General features: G+C 52.6%; 16 protein-coding genes and 4 tRNA genes. 6 read left to right on the top strand and 14 right to left on the bottom strand.

Annotated elements, in window-relative coordinates:
* Positions 1 to 11: 11 nt before the first annotated feature.
* Positions 12 to 1,550, top strand: a complete 1,539-nt coding sequence (emrB, locus tag FDX04_RS13595; protein ID WP_137371078.1) for a multidrug efflux MFS transporter permease subunit EmrB — start codon at positions 12 to 14, stop codon at positions 1,548 to 1,550.
* 90 nt (positions 1,551 to 1,640) lie between these two features.
* On the opposite strand, the gene luxS is transcribed toward emrB, so the two are convergent.
* From luxS to mltB, 14 genes are all read right to left on the bottom strand, one after another.
* Positions 1,641 to 2,156 (bottom strand): S-ribosylhomocysteine lyase, encoded by a 516-nt coding sequence (luxS, locus tag FDX04_RS13590; protein ID WP_016154160.1) that lies wholly within the window; start codon positions 2,154 to 2,156, stop codon positions 1,641 to 1,643.
* Positions 2,157 to 2,305: 149 nt separating this feature from the next.
* Entirely contained in the window at positions 2,306 to 3,862 is a 1,557-nt protein-coding gene (gene gshA, locus FDX04_RS13585; protein WP_137361195.1) for a glutamate--cysteine ligase, read from the bottom strand.
* Between the two features lie 77 nt (positions 3,863 to 3,939).
* Positions 3,940 to 4,368 carry a YqaA family protein gene (locus FDX04_RS13580; RefSeq protein WP_042313100.1) on the bottom strand — a complete coding sequence of 143 codons (429 nt, stop codon included), beginning with the start codon at positions 4,366 to 4,368 and terminating at the stop codon, positions 3,940 to 3,942.
* Positions 4,365 to 4,931: a fructose-1-phosphate/6-phosphogluconate phosphatase gene (yqaB, locus tag FDX04_RS13575; RefSeq protein WP_137349501.1), complete on the bottom strand. Its 567-nt coding sequence runs from the start codon at positions 4,929 to 4,931 to the stop codon at positions 4,365 to 4,367. The genes FDX04_RS13580 and yqaB overlap by 4 nt, the downstream gene beginning before the upstream one ends.
* 246 nt (positions 4,932 to 5,177) lie before the next feature.
* Positions 5,178 to 5,254 (bottom strand) — tRNA-Arg (locus tag FDX04_RS13570).
* 92 nt (positions 5,255 to 5,346) lie between these two features.
* Positions 5,347 to 5,423, bottom strand: a tRNA-Arg gene (locus tag FDX04_RS13565).
* Positions 5,424 to 5,483: 60 nt separating this feature from the next.
* A tRNA-Arg gene (locus tag FDX04_RS13560) sits at positions 5,484 to 5,560 on the bottom strand.
* A 3-nt stretch (positions 5,561 to 5,563) separates the two neighbouring features.
* Positions 5,564 to 5,656 (bottom strand) — tRNA-Ser (locus FDX04_RS13555).
* Between the two features lie 336 nt (positions 5,657 to 5,992).
* Positions 5,993 to 6,178, bottom strand: coding sequence for a carbon storage regulator CsrA (csrA, locus tag FDX04_RS13550; RefSeq protein ID WP_000906486.1), 186 nt, complete (start codon positions 6,176 to 6,178; stop codon positions 5,993 to 5,995).
* A 238-nt stretch (positions 6,179 to 6,416) separates the two neighbouring features.
* The gene (alaS, locus tag FDX04_RS13545) at positions 6,417 to 9,044 is read right to left on the bottom strand and encodes an alanine--tRNA ligase (protein ID WP_137361196.1); all 2,628 of its coding nucleotides are present in this window, start codon (positions 9,042 to 9,044) and stop codon (positions 6,417 to 6,419) included.
* A 128-nt stretch (positions 9,045 to 9,172) separates the two neighbouring features.
* Positions 9,173 to 9,673, bottom strand: a complete 501-nt coding sequence (recX, locus tag FDX04_RS13540) for a recombination regulator RecX (protein WP_061382321.1) — start codon at positions 9,671 to 9,673, stop codon at positions 9,173 to 9,175.
* Between the two features lie 73 nt (positions 9,674 to 9,746).
* A complete protein-coding gene (gene recA, locus FDX04_RS13535) occupies positions 9,747 to 10,811 on the bottom strand; it encodes a recombinase RecA (RefSeq protein WP_042310549.1) in 1,065 nt (354 codons plus the stop codon).
* A 92-nt stretch (positions 10,812 to 10,903) separates the two neighbouring features.
* A complete protein-coding gene (gene pncC / locus FDX04_RS13530; protein WP_048225249.1) occupies positions 10,904 to 11,401 on the bottom strand; it encodes a nicotinamide-nucleotide amidase in 498 nt (165 codons plus the stop codon).
* A gap of 191 nt (positions 11,402 to 11,592) precedes the next feature.
* Positions 11,593 to 12,672, bottom strand: a complete 1,080-nt coding sequence (mltB, locus tag FDX04_RS13525; protein ID WP_170975163.1) for a lytic murein transglycosylase B — start codon at positions 12,670 to 12,672, stop codon at positions 11,593 to 11,595.
* A gap of 265 nt (positions 12,673 to 12,937) precedes the next feature.
* On the opposite strand from mltB, the gene srlA reads away from it, so the two are divergent.
* The 5 genes from srlA to gutM are packed head-to-tail and all read left to right on the top strand — an operon-like array spanning position 12,938 to position 16,057.
* On the top strand, positions 12,938 to 13,501 hold the full coding sequence (gene srlA / locus FDX04_RS13520; protein WP_003825953.1) for a PTS glucitol/sorbitol transporter subunit IIC: 564 nt from the start codon (positions 12,938 to 12,940) through the stop codon (positions 13,499 to 13,501).
* Positions 13,498 to 14,469 (top strand): PTS glucitol/sorbitol transporter subunit IIB, encoded by a 972-nt coding sequence (locus FDX04_RS13515; RefSeq protein WP_137371076.1) that lies wholly within the window; start codon positions 13,498 to 13,500, stop codon positions 14,467 to 14,469. The genes srlA and FDX04_RS13515 overlap by 4 nt, the downstream gene beginning before the upstream one ends.
* Before the next feature lie 13 nt (positions 14,470 to 14,482).
* Entirely contained in the window at positions 14,483 to 14,845 is a 363-nt protein-coding gene (gene srlB / locus FDX04_RS13510) for a PTS glucitol/sorbitol transporter subunit IIA (RefSeq protein ID WP_137361198.1), read from the top strand.
* A 17-nt stretch (positions 14,846 to 14,862) separates the two neighbouring features.
* Positions 14,863 to 15,642, top strand: coding sequence for a sorbitol-6-phosphate dehydrogenase (srlD, locus tag FDX04_RS13505; protein ID WP_003037345.1), 780 nt, complete (start codon positions 14,863 to 14,865; stop codon positions 15,640 to 15,642).
* Positions 15,643 to 15,697: 55 nt separating this feature from the next.
* On the top strand, positions 15,698 to 16,057 hold the full coding sequence (gutM, locus tag FDX04_RS13500; protein ID WP_137361199.1) for a transcriptional regulator GutM: 360 nt from the start codon (positions 15,698 to 15,700) through the stop codon (positions 16,055 to 16,057).
* Positions 16,058 to 16,110: the final 53 nt, after the last annotated feature.

The following is a 16,110-nucleotide window of genomic DNA, read 5'->3' as shown; positions in this document are numbered from 1 at the left end:
AGGTGCGTGTGATGCAACAGCAAAAACCGCTGGAAGGCGCGCAGCTCGTCATTATGACGATCGCGCTGTCTATGGCGACATTCATGCAGGTGCTGGACTCCACCATTGCTAACGTGGCGATCCCCACTATCGCCGGGAACCTGGGCTCTTCGCTGAGCCAGGGGACCTGGGTGATCACCTCTTTTGGGGTGGCGAACGCTATCTCTATTCCGATCACCGGCTGGCTGGCAAAGCGCGTTGGCGAAGTGAAGCTATTTATGTGGTCGACTATCGCTTTCGCCATTGCGTCGTGGGCGTGCGGTATGTCCAACAGCCTGAACATGCTGATTTTCTTCCGCGTGGTACAAGGGATTGTCGCCGGTCCATTAATTCCGCTTTCGCAAAGCCTGTTGCTGAATAATTATCCTCCCGCCAAGCGTTCCATCGCCCTCGCGCTATGGTCGATGACGGTGATTGTCGCCCCAATATGCGGCCCGATTCTTGGGGGCTATATTAGCGACAACTATCACTGGGGTTGGATATTCTTCATCAACGTGCCAATCGGCGCGGCGGTGGTATTGATGACCCTGCAAACTCTACGCGGGCGAGAAACCAAAACCGAGCAGCGACGCATTGACGCCATTGGTCTGGCATTGCTGGTCATTGGTATCGGTAGCTTGCAGATTATGCTCGACCGCGGCAAAGAGCTGGACTGGTTTGCCTCACAGGAGATTATCATCCTGACGGTGGTTGCCGTTGTCGCTATCAGCTTCCTGATCGTCTGGGAGCTTACCGACGAGCATCCGATTGTCGACCTCTCGCTGTTTAAGTCGCGAAACTTTACCATCGGCTGTTTGTGTATCAGTCTGGCCTATATGCTCTACTTCGGTGCAATCGTCCTGCTGCCGCAGCTATTGCAGGAGGTTTACGGATATACGGCAACCTGGGCCGGTCTGGCCTCCGCGCCGGTTGGGGTGATCCCGGTGATCCTGTCACCGATAATCGGTCGCTTCGCGCATAAGCTGGATATGCGTCGGCTGGTCACGTTCAGTTTTATTATGTACGCCGTCTGTTTCTACTGGCGTGCGTGGACGTTCGAACCGGGTATGGACTTTGGCGCATCGGCCTGGCCGCAGTTTATTCAGGGCTTCGCGGTAGCCTGCTTCTTTATGCCGCTGACAACCATTACGCTGTCCGGTTTACCACCTGAACGTCTGGCTGCGGCTTCCAGCTTGTCTAACTTTACGCGAACGCTGGCAGGTTCTATCGGGACTTCCATTACCACGACAATGTGGACTAACCGTGAGTCGCTACACCATGCGCAGTTAACGGAGTCCGTTAACCCCTACAACCCAAATGCCCAGGCTATGTATAACCAGCTGCAGGGATTAGGGATGAGCAAGGAGCAAGCCTCTGGCTGGCTGGCCCAACAGATAACCAATCAAGGGCTGATCATTTCCGCCAACGAAATCTTCTGGATGTCGGCGGGGATCTTCCTGGTGCTGCTTGGTCTTGTCTGGTTCGCTAAACCACCGTTTGGTGCAGGCGGCGGCGCTGGCGGCGCACATTGATCAAAAAAGCCAGTTCAAATGAACTGGCTTTTTTATACCGGCTGGCGCCTATTATTTGTCAGCCGGATTAGATGCGTTCCTGCATGACAACTAAATATGCAGTTCCTGCAACTTCTCTTTCGGCAGCGCCAGCTCTTCATTGCTGTTCACGCGCACATCGTGCTCAAGGATATGACGGGCAATGTCCTGCGCTTCACTGAGCGAGTGCATCTGATACGTGCCGCACTGGTAAACGTTCAGCTCAGGGATCTGGTTTTGATCCTGCACTTTCAGTACGTCAGCCATCGCCGCTTTCCACGCGTCGGCAACACGCTGCTCGTCCGGGGTACCAATCAGACTCATGTAGAAGCCAGTGCGGCATCCCATCGGAGAGATATCAATAATCTCAACGCCGTTACCGTTGAGGTGGTTACGCATAAAACCTGCAAACAGGTGTTCCAGCGTGTGGATACCTTTCTCAGGCATCACTTCTTTGTTCGGAATGCAGAAACGCAGATCAAACACGGTGATTGCGTCGCCATGCGGGGTGTTCATCGTTTTTGCAACCCGGACCGCGGGAGCTTCCATCCGGGTGTGATCGACAGTAAAACTATCTAACAACGGCATTTAGCCACCTCCGATAAATTTTTTAAAAATAATCTGAACTCTTTGTTCCGGGGCGAGTCTGAGTATATGAAAGACGCGCATTTGTTATCATCATCCCTGTTTTCAGAGATGAAATTTTGGCCACTCCCGAGTGGCCTTTTTCTTTTGTATCAAGCGTGCTTTTCCAGCCACACGCTAAACGGCTCGGTGTCAGCCGCTTCGATCTCCTGCTGACGACGCTTTGAAGCTTCGGTTTCAGCAATAAACTCTTCTTCCTGCAATATCTCCAACGGCTCTTCGCGCAGCAGATTGCGGTAAGCCTCACCCAACGCTTTGCCCGTACCGCCAATGCCTTCATCAATCATAGACCGTAGGATCCGGGCGGAGAATGTCAGTTCAGGATTATCAAAGCAGGCGACCAACTCGTCGCATACCTTTTGATACTCCTCTCCCCCGTGGATGCTGTCCAGCGTTTGTGCTACGCGTTTCAGGTCGCGGAACAAATCTTTACCCACTTTAGGCAGTGGGAACTGCGCTGTCTCACAGCCAATGCCTAAGGTCAGGCCAGGCTTACGCCCTTCCAGAATAACGCGATTCCAGTTAGTACGCGTACATAACAGCTCATCGCTACTCATTTCCGGCGCATCGGCCAATGCGCACCAGACCATAAACAGATCGAGGAAGCGCACCTGTTGCTCGTCTACGCCGATTGGTGAGAACGGGTTAATATCCAGTGAACGTACTTCGATGTACTCAATACCGCCACGCAGAAGCGCGTCAGAAGGCGTTTCACCACGACGAGTGACGCGTTTTGGACGAATAGGCGCATACAGTTCATTTTCAATCTGCAAAACGTTGCTGTTAATTTGCAGACGCTTACCGTCCTTCTCCAGACCGATCGCCGCGTACTCCTCGGAAGGGGTTTTGATCGCGCGCTTTAATCCTGCCACATACTCATGCAAATCGTTAAACGTAATTCCGAGATTACTTTGCGACTTATTGGTATAGCCTAAATCGCTCAGACGTAGCGATGTCGCGTACGGCAGGTAATACATCCCACAGTCGGTTTTTTCAAACGGCAGGGTGGTCGGTTTTCCTTGCAGGAAGGAGGAACAAATAGCCGGTGAGGCGCCAAACAGATACGGGATCACCCAACCAAAACGGTAATAGTTGCGGATCAGGCGGAAGTAACCTGCAGAGATCTTCTCTTTAGCATCTTCGCCGTCCGTTACGCCGCATTTCGCCTGCCAGAAAGCCATCGGCAGCGAGAAGTTGTAATGTACGCCGGAGATGGTCTGCATCAACGCGCCGTAACGGTTTTTGAGGCCTTCACGATAAAGCGTTTTCAAACGACCGGTATTCGACGTACCGTACTGAGCCAACTCAATATCCTGACCTTCGGCAATATAGCAAGGCATGCTCAACGGCCACATACGCTCGTCACCCAGGTTTCTGGCGGTATAACGATGCAGGTCGCGCATGAACGTCAGCATTTTATGAATATCGTCGCCAGGTGGAGTAATAAACTCCAGCAGCGCTTCGGCAAAGTCCGTGGTTATCCACTTATGTGTTAGCGCTGAGCCTAACACCTCAGGATGGCCTGTCGTTGCCAATGACCCATCAGCATTAACGCGCAGCGTTTCACGCTCCAGCCCACGTTGAATCCCCTTTAACGCCTGAGGATGGTTTTCCAGCCAGGCCAGTGCCTGTGATACGTTCGGGATCAAATTGACCTCCCGCCTGTCAAAATCGTTTTAATTAGCATAATGGTATTGGTTACCCTGAAGGCTATCTCACAACACAATTAGTGCCACCACATAATGCCTTGCGTCGTAACCGCTGCGACAACAACATAGCGCAACGCCTTGCCAAGGCATAAGAAAAAGAGAACTGGGCCCCACGAGATGCGCATCCATCCAGCTAACAGGCACAGTAAATCACCCACAACCGGCATCCAGCTTAATAATAGTGTGACAGCGCCATAGCGCCGCAGCCAACCAGTGGCTTTCTCTTGCCAGCGCGATGTTTTACGCAATGGAAAGAAACGCCCAAGGATAACGTTAGTTAACCCTCCAAGGCTATTACCCATTGTTGCTGTTAAGACTAAGACCCAGGGATGACTGGCCCCAGAAACCAGCAAGGCAACCAGAACAACTTCAGAATTGCCGGGTAATAGCGTGGCGCTGAGAAAACTGCTGGCAAACAGTGACAGGAGCGATAGTCCATCACTCACAATAACCGAACATCCACGGCGTCCATCCCCGCTGCGTTCGCCGCCTGCAGTCCAAAATCGGCATCTTCAAACACGACGCAGCGCGCCGGAACAACCCCCATTCGCTCAGCACAGAGCAAGAACGTATCAGGAGCAGGCTTATGGCGTTGTACGTGATCGGCAGCAACCACAGCATCAAAATAGCGACGCAGACCAAGGTGAGCGAGCAGAGCCTCTGCAATTGCGCTTTCACTCCCCGTCCCTACCGACATAGGACGGCGACCATGCCAGTCTTTCACCACTTCAACCAACGGTAAAGGCTGGACGCTATCCAGCAGCATGCTTTTTACCTTGTCCGTTTTTTCTCGTGCCAAAACATGAGGGTCAAGATCGGCATGATTCAATTCAATAACCGACTGGGCAATACGCCACGTTGGGGAACCATTGAGGGCGACCATGGCTTGTTCATCAAACCTTAGCCCATAATGGCCCAATACCTCATGCCACGCCTTACGGTGCGTAGGTTCGGTATCCAGGATGGTGCCATCCATATCAAAAATCAAACCCGCATAACGTTCGTACATCGTCTTCTCACAAGCCGAATGACCAGACGTTATTTTATCGTAATTGATTGATTTTGTCGCTGACAGCGAATTGAGGGATGTTCAGAGAGTATGTGGAAATAATTCAAGTGGGAGATGGTGCATCCGGGAGGATTACTCACTAGTGTTCGCCCTACGGGCCGTTGCTGAAGCAACGTTATCCTCCCTGGTGCTGGCGATTATCTCGCAGACCGTGAAATAACAGTTTCGCTATTATTTAGGAGAAGATGGTGCATCCGGGAGGATTCGAACCTCCGACCGCTCGGTTCGTAGCCGAGTACTCTATCCAGCTGAGCTACGGATGCATCGGTGAAACGTACTTTACTGCAGATGTGATGTCGCTGAAAAAGCAATATCGATTTTCTGTAATAACGCTAATGCACTATTGCAGATAAGATGGTGCATCCGGGAGGATTCGAACCTCCGACCGCTCGGTTCGTAGCCGAGTACTCTATCCAGCTGAGCTACGGATGCATCGGGAAACTTGCTTTACTGCCGATATTGATACCGCAATAAGCGATATCAAGTAAGAGATGGTGCATCCGGGAGGATTCGAACCTCCGACCGCTCGGTTCGTAGCCGAGTACTCTATCCAGCTGAGCTACGGATGCAAATGGCGGTGAGGCGGGGATTCGAACCCCGGATGCAGCTTTTGACCGCATACTCCCTTAGCAGGGGAGCGCCTTCAGCCTCTCGGCCACCTCACCAACACGCCTCTTGCGAGTGCTTCGAAGAACTTGTTTCTGCTCATCGTCGCTGCGTGGCGCACATATTACTTTCTGGGACTTATAAGTCAAACAATTTTTCCAGAGCTTTTATCGTTTGCACATTTCACGCGCAATTAGTCTGCAAAAACGGCAAAAAGAGTGTTTTATCAACAGATAAATTGGCAGTTTCCTGCCGGCAATGTACAAACAGAAAATTCGCCGGGAACGACAATATGCGTATGGGAAACGAGAAAACGAGGGAATGAAGCAGAAAAGCGAAGAAAGAGGACAACTCAATCAGGTTGCGCCTCACCAGAAAGGTGAGACGCGAAAACCTTAGTAACTGGACTGCTGGGATTTTTCAGCCTGGATACGCTGGTAGATCTCTTCACGATGGACAGAAACTTCTTTCGGGGCGTTTACGCCAATGCGTACCTGGTTGCCCTTCACCCCTAAAACTGTCACGGTGACCTCATCGCCTATCATGAGGGTCTCACCAACTCGACGAGTCAGAATCAGCATTCTTTGCTCCTTGAAAGATTAAAAGAGTCGGGTCTCTCTGTATCCCGGCATTATCCATCATATAACGCCAAAAAGTAAGCGATGACAAACACCTAAGTGTAAGCAGTCACGGCATCACATTCTGTTAAACCTAAGTTTAGCCGATATACACAACTTCAACCTGACTTTATCGTTGTCGATAGCGTTGATGCAAACGCTGCGGATTGAAGCCCGCAGCGTCGACTTACGCTTATAGTTATTACAGTTTTGCGCTGACCCAGCCTTTCACACTGGCTAACGCTGCAGGCAGAGCCGCTGCATCCGTACCACCGGCTTGCGCCATGTCCGGACGACCGCCACCCTTACCGCCTACCTGCTGAGCGACCATACCAACCAGCTCCCCTGCTTTCACACGGTCTGTCACATCCTTAGACACACCAGCAATCAGAGAAACCTTACCTTCAACTACCGTTGCCAGAACGATAACGGTAGACCCCAGTTGATTTTTCAGATCATCAACCATGGTACGCAACATTTTCGGCTCAACGTCCGCGAGTTCACTGACCAGCAGCTTCACGCCGTTGATATCAACCGCTTTGCTGGAGAGATTTGCACTCTCCTGCGCCGCAGCCTGTTCCTTCAATTGCTGCAATTCTTTTTCGAGTTGACGCGTACGTTCCAGTACAGAACGCACTTTATCACCGATATTCTGGCTATCGCCTTTCAGCAGTTGCGCGATATCGCTTAAGCGATCGCTCTCAGCATGCACGGTTTGGATAGCGCCTTCACCGGTTACAGCTTCGATACGACGAACGCCCGCCGCAGTACCTGACTCAGACACAATGCGGAACAGACCGATATCCCCCGTACGGCTGGCGTGAGTACCGCCACACAGTTCGGTGGAGAAATCGCCCATACTCAGAACGCGCACGTGGTCATCATATTTCTCGCCAAACAGCGCCATTGCGCCTTTGGCTTTCGCCGCTTCCAGATCCATGATGTTCGTTTCAATCGGCAGGTTGCGACGAATTTGCGCATTCACCAGATCTTCAACGGCACGGATTTCAGCAGGCTTCATGGCTTCGGTATGAGAGAAGTCGAAGCGCAGCACTTTATCGTTAACCAGTGAACCTTTCTGTGCCACATGCGTGCCCAGTACCTGGCGCAGCGCCGCGTGCATCAGGTGCGTTGCGGAGTGATTCAAACGGATACGCGCACGACGAGCTTCATCCACATCAGCCTGCACTGCATCGCCAATTTTCAGAGAACCCGCAGACAGTTTGCCGATATGACCAATCGCCTGGCCATATTTTTGCGTGTCGCTCACGACAAACGCAAAGCCCGCACCTTTCAGTTCGCCCTTGTCGCCAACCTGACCACCAGATTCCGCATAGAACGGCGTCTGATCCAGTACAACAACAGCATCCTGACCAGCGTTAATGGCGTCTACCGCTTTACCATCGACAAACAACGCAGTCACTTTGCCGTTCAGCTCAAGGTGCTCATAGCCTTTAAATTCTGAAGCGCCATCAACGCGAATCATCGCATTATAGTCTGCGCCAAAGCCGCTGGCTTCACGCGCACGACGACGCTGTTCTTCCATTGCGGCTTCAAAGCCCGCTTCGTCAACCTTGATGTTGCGCTCGCGGCAAACGTCTGCCGTCAGGTCAACCGGGAAGCCGTAGGTGTCATACAGACGGAAGGCGGTTTCGCCATCCAGCGTATCGCCGGTCAGTTTTGCCAGTTCTTCGTCCAACAGTGCCAGACCACGCTCCAGCGTACGCGCGAACTGTTCTTCTTCGGTTTTCAGAACCTGCTCAACCATAGCCTGTTGACGCTGCAGTTCTTCACCTGCTGACCCCATGACTTCCACCAGCGGACCAACCAGCTTGTAGAAGAAGGTATCCTTCGCGCCCAGCATGTTGCCATGACGTACCGCGCGGCGAATGATACGGCGCAGCACATAGCCACGGTTTTCATTCGATGGGACAACGCCATCGGCAATCAGGAATGCACAGGAACGGATATGGTCGGCGATGACGCGCAGCGATTTATTGCTCAGATCGGTCGCACCGGTAACTTTCGCTACGGATTCAATCAGTGAGCGGAACAGGTCAATTTCATAGTTGGAGTTAACGTGTTGCAGCACGGCCGCAATACGCTCCAGACCCATACCGGTATCCACGGACGGCTTCGGCAGCGGTTCCATGGTGCCGTCAGCCTGACGGTTGAACTGCATAAAGACGATGTTCCAGATCTCAATGTAGCGATCGCCATCTTCTTCTGCGCTTCCCGGAGGGCCGCCCCAAATGTGGTCGCCGTGATCGTAGAAAATTTCGGTACACGGACCGCAAGGACCGGTATCACCCATCTGCCAGAAGTTATCGGATGCATAGGCCGCGCCTTTGTTATCACCGATGCGGATGATACGTTCGCGCGGAATACCGACTTCTTTTTCCCAGATTTCATAGGCTTCATCGTCAGTTTCATAGACGGTGACCCACAGACGCTCTTTTGGCAGGGCAAACCAGTTTTCACCGGTCAGCAGTTCCCACGCGTATTGAATGGCATCGTGTTTGAAATAATCGCCGAAGCTGAAGTTGCCCAGCATTTCGAAGAAGGTGTGGTGACGTGCAGTGTAACCGACGTTTTCCAGGTCGTTGTGCTTACCGCCCGCACGTACGCAACGCTGCGAGGTAGTTGCGCGGGAATAATTACGCTTGTCGAGGCCAAGGAAAACATCCTTGAACTGGTTCATCCCGGCGTTGGTAAACAACAAAGTAGGGTCATTGTTCGGTACCAGGGAGCTGCTGGCAACTACCTGATGTCCTTTACTATGGAAAAAATCGAGAAACGCCTGACGGATCTCAGCGGTGCTCTTGCTCATAATTATCCTGAAGAAATCAAGCTAACGAAATGTCATTACCAGCATCGACACGTAAACTGCGCCTCTGGCAATCGAAAAGTGGGAATAAGATAAGTTTTCTTTACTGGGAAGTAAAATCCCGTATGCGCTCAATCGTCAAAATTTCGCCATATTGCCTGAATATCTTCCATCAGATAGCCGCGATAGAGCAAAAAACGCTGGACCTTTACCTTATCTGAAAAATCCACTGGTAAAGGTTCACCGTATTTCCGGATTGCCTGCTCGCGCGCAAGTACTGCCCAGTCAATTTCACACTCGCGCATGGCGCGCTCGATAGCCTCACGCGAGATCCCTTTCTGGCTGAGTTCCTGCCGCACTCGCGCAGGCCCATAGCCTTTACGGCTACGGCTGGCGATAAACTGCTGAACGAAGCGGTCATCATCCAGATAACGACTTTCAATGCACCAGGCAATGACCTTGTCGTAATCTTCCGCAGAAGCATCAATGTCTTCCGGTCCATGTTTACCCATCACCGGCGCGGCCAGTTTACGCCGTAGTTCCTGCTCGCTGTGATCGCGCATTGCCAGAATACGCACGGCGCGGTCGAGCAGTCGGGAATAAGCGGATCGGCGGGAAGTTGCATCTGTCATAGTGAACCTTCAGAAATGCAAAAGGGCTGCATGATATGCAGCCCTTTACTATTATGCGATGTAAAACAGATTATCAGAAATCTTCGTTCGTTTCTGCTACGTCTGCACCACCGTCATCAACGGAGAAATCTGGCGTTGAATCCTGGTTATTGAGCAGTAACTCGCGCAATTTCTTCTCAATCTCTTTTGCGGTTGCCGGGTTTTCTTTCAGCCAGTTGGTCGCATTCGCTTTACCCTGACCGATTTTCTCACCGTTATAGCTGTACCATGCACCGGCTTTTTCAATCAGCTTCTCTTTCACGCCCAGGTCAACCAGTTCGCCGTAGAAGTTAATACCTTCACCGTAAAGGATCTGGAATTCAGCCTGTTTGAACGGCGCTGCAATTTTGTTTTTCACAACCTTAACGCGGGTTTCGCTACCAACCACGTTATCGCCTTCTTTCACCGCGCCAATACGACGGATATCCAGACGAACAGACGCATAGAATTTCAGGGCGTTACCACCGGTGGTGGTTTCCGGGTTACCGAACATAACGCCAATCTTCATACGGATCTGGTTGATGAAAATCAGCAGCGTGTTGGACTGCTTCAGGTTACCGGCCAGCTTACGCATTGCCTGGCTCATCATACGTGCCGCAAGGCCCATGTGAGAGTCACCAATCTCGCCTTCGATTTCTGCCTTCGGCGTCAATGCGGCAACGGAGTCGACAACGATAACGTCAACCGCGCCGGAGCGCGCCAGCGCATCACAGATTTCCAGCGCTTGCTCACCGGTATCCGGCTGAGAACACAGCAGGTTGTCGATATCAACACCAAGCTTACGGGCATAGACCGGATCCAGCGCGTGTTCTGCATCGATAAATGCACAGGTTTTACCTTCACGCTGCGCAGCGGCAATAACCTGCAGGGTCAGCGTTGTTTTACCGGAGGATTCAGGCCCGTAGATTTCGACGATACGGCCCATTGGCAAACCGCCCGCGCCCAATGCGATATCCAGAGAAAGCGAACCGGTGGAGATAGTTTCCACATCCATGGAACGGTCTTCACCCAGGCGCATGATGGAGCCTTTACCGAATTGCTTTTCGATCTGACCCAGCGCTGCCGCCAACGCTTTCTGTTTGTTTTCGTCGATAGCCATTAATTACTCCTGTCATGCCGCTTTCGGGTTAAACCGCGAAACGTGGTAGATAATGTTCTGTTGAGGCAATTATACTGTATGCTCATACAGTATCAAGTATTTTGTAGAAATTGTTGCCACAGGGTTTGTAACGCGTAGACGGTCGCCTGTCGGCGTACCGCGTCGCGATCGCCGCTGAAGCATTCCCGACGCGTAATCCCCTCGCCGCTCGCGCTGGCAAAGGCGAACCATACGGTACCCACGGGCTTTTCTTCACTGCCGCCATCCGGCCCGGCAATACCGCTGATCGAGACCGCGAAATGCGCGCGCGCAGCTTTTAGCGCGCCAATTGCCATCTCCACCACCACAGGCTCGCTCACCGCCCCATGCTGGGCCAACGTCTCTTCGCGCACGCCAATCATCTGTGCTTTAGCTTCGTTGCTGTAGGTCACAAACCCGCGCTCAAACCAGGCGGAGCTTCCGGCAATATCCGTAATCGCTTTGGCCACCCAGCCGCCGGTGCAGGATTCCGCCGTCGTAACGGTCGCCCCACGCGCTTTCAGCGCCAGGCCAACCTGCTCGCTTAACTGCATCAGTTCACTGTCAGTCATTTCAGCCTCTGTCAGTTAAAAAATATGCCGGACAAGATAGCACTTTCATAACCAATGTGGGGATGGAGAGAACGTTTTACGAGGGGGATTCCAAAAATTGCTCCGTTGCATAAATAAGACCTGCCGGATGACGATGTCAGGGCATCTTATCCGGCCTACAAGAGATTTCTTCCCGTAGGCCGGTGGAGCGATTACTGCACGCGCGCCAGCGCGACCGCCTGACCCAGTTGCCACACGGCCATCGCGTAGTGGGTACTGTGGTTGTAGCGGGTGATGGTGTAGAAGTTCGGCAATCCATACCAGTACTGATAGCCGGTACCAATATCCAGGCGCAGCAGGCTGGCCTGCTGATGATTCCCCAACGACTGCTGCGGCGTCAGTCCCGCGGCGGCAAGCTGTGAAATGCTGTACTGAGTTTTAAAACCGTTCGCCAGCCCGGGGGCCTGGCCATTCGCCGGCACCGCGACCATATCGCCTTTCACCCAGCCATGGCCTTTAAAATAGTTCGCCACGCTACCGATGGCATCTACCGGATCCCACAGGTTAATGTGTCCATCGCCATTGAAATCGACCGCATACTCTTTATAGGAAGACGGCATAAACTGGCCGTAGCCCATCGCACCGGCGAAGGAACCTTTCAAATCGAGCGGATCGTCGCTTTCATCCCGCGCCATCAACAGGAAAGTTTCCAGTTCGCCGGAGAAGTACTCCGCACGACGAGGATAGTTAAAGGACAGCGTCGCCAGCGCATCGAGAATTCGCGTTTTGCCCATCACGCGGCCCCAGCGCGTCTCCACGCCAATAATACCGACGATAATTTCCGGAGGAACGCCGTAGACCTGCCACGCGCGGTTCAGGGCATCTTCATATTGATTCCAGAAGGCTACGCCGTTTTGTACGTTGTCCGGGGTGATGAATTGTTTGCGATAACGCAGCCATGCGCCGTTAGGTCCGGCTGGCGGTTGCGTCGTCGGCGCCTGACGGTCCATTAAACGTAATACCGAATCCAGGCGCTTGGCCTGCGACAGGATCTCCTGCAACTGCTGACGGTCAAAGCCGTGCTTGTTCACCATTTTCTCGATGAACTGTTGCGCGTTCGGGTTATTGGCAAAATCGCCGCCCGTTAGCATGACATTATGCTGTGGCTCAAGCAGGAAACCGCCGGATGGCGTACCCGTAGTCGTTTGAGTCTCTGAAGGTTTAGGTTTGCTGCTACAGGCAGCAAGCAATACGAAAAGGGGAAGTAACGCTACATAACGACGCTTGAACATGAGACATCCATTAAACAAATTCAGCCTGGGAGAAGTATGGTAAAGCATCCTCCGCCATACAAGGAAGCAGTAGTCGCTCTGCTTCACAGAATTTTCCCCCTCTTACACTTCCGACCGTCATATTTGCGAGCGCTTACACAATAACTTTCACATTAAAATATTTATCTTTCATTTTGAGATCAAAATAACACTTTTAAATCTTTCGATCTGATTAAAATTAGTTTCCGTTTGGCAAGATAACTAAAATACCCTACAGGAGAGAATAATGATCGACACCATCACACTCGGTGCTGAGTGGTTTATCGGGCTGTTCCAGAAAGGCGGAGAGGTGTTTACCGGCATGGTGACCGGTATCCTTCCCCTGCTGATTAGCCTGCTGGTCATCATGAATGCGCTGATTAACTTTATCGGCCAGCAGCGTATTGAACGTTTTGCCCAGCGCTGCGCCGGAAACCCACTATCCCGCTATCTGCTACTGCCGTGCATCGGCACATTTGTGTTTTGTAATCCGATGACGTTGAGCCTGGGCCGTTTTATGCCAGAAAAGTACAAACCCAGCTACTACGCTGCGGCCTCTTATAGCTGCCATTCCATGAACGGCTTATTCCCGCACATCAACCCCGGCGAGCTGTTTGTCTATCTGGGTATCGCCAGCGGCCTGACGACGCTGGGGCTTCCTCTTGGCCCGCTGGCGGTGAGCTATTTGCTGGTCGGCCTGGTGACCAACTTCTTCCGCGGCTGGGTGACCGATTTCACCACCGCCATTTTCGAGAAAAAAATGGGCATTCAACTTGAGCAGAAAGTTCATCTGGCGGGAGCAACATCATGACGCGTATTCGTATTGAAAAAGGCACCGGCGGCTGGGGCGGCCCACTTGAACTGGATGCTGTGCCGGGCAAGAAAATTGTCTATATCACTGCCGGAACTCGCCCTGCGATTGTCGACAAACTGGCGAACCTGACCGGTTGGCAGGCCGTTGATGGTTTCAAAGAGGGCGAACCGCCGGAGAATGAAATTGCTGTGGCGATCATCGATTGCGGCGGCACGCTACGCTGTGGGATCTATCCCAAACGTCGCATACCCACGATAAATATTCACGCCACGGGGAAATCCGGTCCGCTGGCCCAGTACATTGTTGAAGATATCTATGTCTCTGGCGTGAAAGAAGAAAACATCACGGTTGTCGGGGAAGCATCCGCTGCGCCACAGCCTGCAAGCAGCACTATCGGTCGCGATTACGACACCAGTAAAAAGATTACTGAACAAAGCGATGGTCTGTTGGCAAAAGTCGGTATGGGCATGGGGTCAGCCGTTGCTGTCCTGTTCCAGGCCGGTCGCGACACTATTGATACCGTTCTGAAAACCATTCTACCGTTTATGGCGTTCGTCTCGGCGCTGATCGGCATCATCATGGCTTCTGGTCTGGGAGACTGGATAGCCCACGGTCTCGCACCGCTCGCCAGCCACCCGCTGGGACTGGTGACGCTGGCGCTGATTTGCTCTTTCCCGCTGTTGTCGCCTTTCCTCGGCCCTGGTGCGGTCATCGCCCAGGTTATCGGGGTGCTGATCGGCGTACAGATTGGCCTGGGGAACATCCCTCCCCATCTGGCGCTACCGGCCCTGTTTGCCATTAATGCGCAAGCGGCATGCGATTTTATTCCGGTGGGATTATCGCTGGCCGAAGCGCGTCAGGACACGGTCCGCGTCGGTGTGCCATCCGTCCTGGTAAGCCGCTTCCTGGCCGGCGCGCCTACCGTTCTCATCGCCTGGTTTGTATCCGGCTTTATTTACCAATAAGAGGCACTCAAAAATGACCGTGATTTATCAAACCACCATCACCCGTATCGGACAGAGCGCCCCAGACGCACTTTGCGACCAGATGTTGATCACCTTTCGTGAAGGTGCGCCAGCGGATATCGAAGAGTTTTGCTTCATCCATTGCCACGGAGAGCTGAATGGCGCTTTGCGAGCTGGGCTCCAGTTTGAGCTAGGCCAGCATCACTACCCGGTCACCGCCGTTGGCAGCGTGGCGGAACAGAACTTACGTGAACTGGGGCATATCACCCTACGTTTTGACGGACTCAGCGAAGCGGAATTCCCAGGCACCGTACATGTGGCGGGCCCTGTACCGGACGATATCGCGCCGGGCTGTATTTTGAAGTTTGTTGCTTAAGATTGAAGGAGAAAAAGATGAATCAGGTTGCCGTTGTCATTGGTGGAGGCCAGACCCTGGGGGCATTCCTTTGCCGTGGGCTTGCGACAGAAGGATACCGCGTCGCGGTGGTGGATATTCAAAGTGATAAAGCCGCCAACGTCGCGCAGGAGATTAACGCCGAGTTTGGCGAAGGCACAGCGTACGGTTTTGGCGCTGATGCCACCAGCGAACAGAGCGTGCTGGCACTGTCACGCGGAGTGGATGAAATATTCGGTCGCGTCGACCTGCTGGTTTACAGCGCGGGTATCGCTAAAGCCGCGTTTATCAGCGATTTTCAGCTTGGGGATTTCGACCGCTCGCTGCAGGTGAATTTGGTCGGTTACTTCCTCTGCGCCCGTGAATTCTCACGCCTGATGATCCGCGATGGCGTTCAGGGACGCATTATCCAGATCAACTCCAAATCAGGGAAAGTAGGCAGTAAACACAATTCGGGCTACAGCGCGGCAAAATTCGGCGGCGTGGGTTTAACCCAATCGCTGGCGCTGGATCTAGCGGAATACGGTATTACCGTCCATTCGCTAATGCTCGGCAACCTGTTGAAATCACCAATGTTTCAGTCGTTATTACCGCAATATGCGACCAAGCTGGGCCTTAAGCCAGATGAGGTGGAGCAGTACTACATTGATAAGGTTCCGCTTAAACGCGGCTGCGATTATCAGGACGTACTGAACATGCTGCTGTTTTACGCCAGTCCAAAAGCCTCTTACTGCACCGGGCAGTCCATCAACGTGACCGGCGGTCAGGTGATGTTTTAATGTTGAATTGCCGGATGGCTGCTGCGCTTATCCGGCAAAATCAAAGGAGTACATAATGGTTTCCGCACTGATTACCGTCGCCGCTATCGCCTGGTGCCTGCAACTGGCGCTCGGCGGCTGGCAAATATCCCGCTTTAACCAGGCGTTTGACAAACTCTGCCAGCAGGGCCGGGTTGGTGTAGGTCGTTCCGGCGGACGGTTTAAACCGCGCGTGGTCGTCGCCATTGCGCTTGATGAGCAGCAGCGGGTTACCGATACGTTATTTATGAAAGGTCTGACGGTATTCGCCAGACCCGGAAAAATTGCCACGATAATGGGCAAACATCTTGATGATTTACAGCCTGATGTGATCTTTCCCCATGATCCGTTATCACAGAATGCACTATCATTGGCGCTTAAACTGAAACATGGGTAATTTCGTTGTGAATGCTAATAGCTTGCGAAATTATCATTTTGCAACTTATTAAG

The sequence above is a fragment of the Citrobacter sp. wls615 genome, assembly GCF_005281355.1.
Classification (GTDB): domain Bacteria; phylum Pseudomonadota; class Gammaproteobacteria; order Enterobacterales; family Enterobacteriaceae; genus Citrobacter; species Citrobacter werkmanii.
The sequence above is the reverse complement of the archived record's forward strand: the minus strand, read 5'-3'. Positions and strand labels throughout refer to the sequence as shown.

Excerpts from the sequence above, each read along its gene's own strand:
- emrB (WP_137371078.1), top strand. The coding sequence starts at position 12 with ATGCAACAGCAAAAACCGCTGGAAGGCGCGCAGCTCGTCATTATGACG.
- luxS (WP_016154160.1), bottom strand. The coding sequence starts at position 2,156 with ATGCCGTTGTTAGATAGTTTTACTGTCGATCACACCCGGATGGAAGCT.
- yqaB (WP_137349501.1), bottom strand. The coding sequence starts at position 4,931 with ATGTACGAACGTTATGCGGGTTTGATTTTTGATATGGATGGCACCATC.
- csrA (WP_000906486.1), bottom strand. The coding sequence starts at position 6,178 with ATGCTGATTCTGACTCGTCGAGTTGGTGAGACCCTCATGATAGGCGAT.
- alaS (WP_137361196.1), bottom strand. The coding sequence starts at position 9,044 with ATGAGCAAGAGCACCGCTGAGATCCGTCAGGCGTTTCTCGATTTTTTC.
- recX (WP_061382321.1), bottom strand. The coding sequence starts at position 9,673 with ATGACAGATGCAACTTCCCGCCGATCCGCTTATTCCCGACTGCTCGAC.
- recA (WP_042310549.1), bottom strand. The coding sequence starts at position 10,811 with ATGGCTATCGACGAAAACAAACAGAAAGCGTTGGCGGCAGCGCTGGGT.
- pncC (WP_048225249.1), bottom strand. The coding sequence starts at position 11,401 with ATGACTGACAGTGAACTGATGCAGTTAAGCGAGCAGGTTGGCCTGGCG.
- mltB (WP_170975163.1), bottom strand. The coding sequence starts at position 12,672 with ATGTTCAAGCGTCGTTATGTAGCGTTACTTCCCCTTTTCGTATTGCTT.
- srlA (WP_003825953.1), top strand. The coding sequence starts at position 12,938 with ATGATCGACACCATCACACTCGGTGCTGAGTGGTTTATCGGGCTGTTC.
- FDX04_RS13515 (WP_137371076.1), top strand. The coding sequence starts at position 13,498 with ATGACGCGTATTCGTATTGAAAAAGGCACCGGCGGCTGGGGCGGCCCA.
- srlB (WP_137361198.1), top strand. The coding sequence starts at position 14,483 with ATGACCGTGATTTATCAAACCACCATCACCCGTATCGGACAGAGCGCC.
- srlD (WP_003037345.1), top strand. The coding sequence starts at position 14,863 with ATGAATCAGGTTGCCGTTGTCATTGGTGGAGGCCAGACCCTGGGGGCA.
- gutM (WP_137361199.1), top strand. The coding sequence starts at position 15,698 with ATGGTTTCCGCACTGATTACCGTCGCCGCTATCGCCTGGTGCCTGCAA.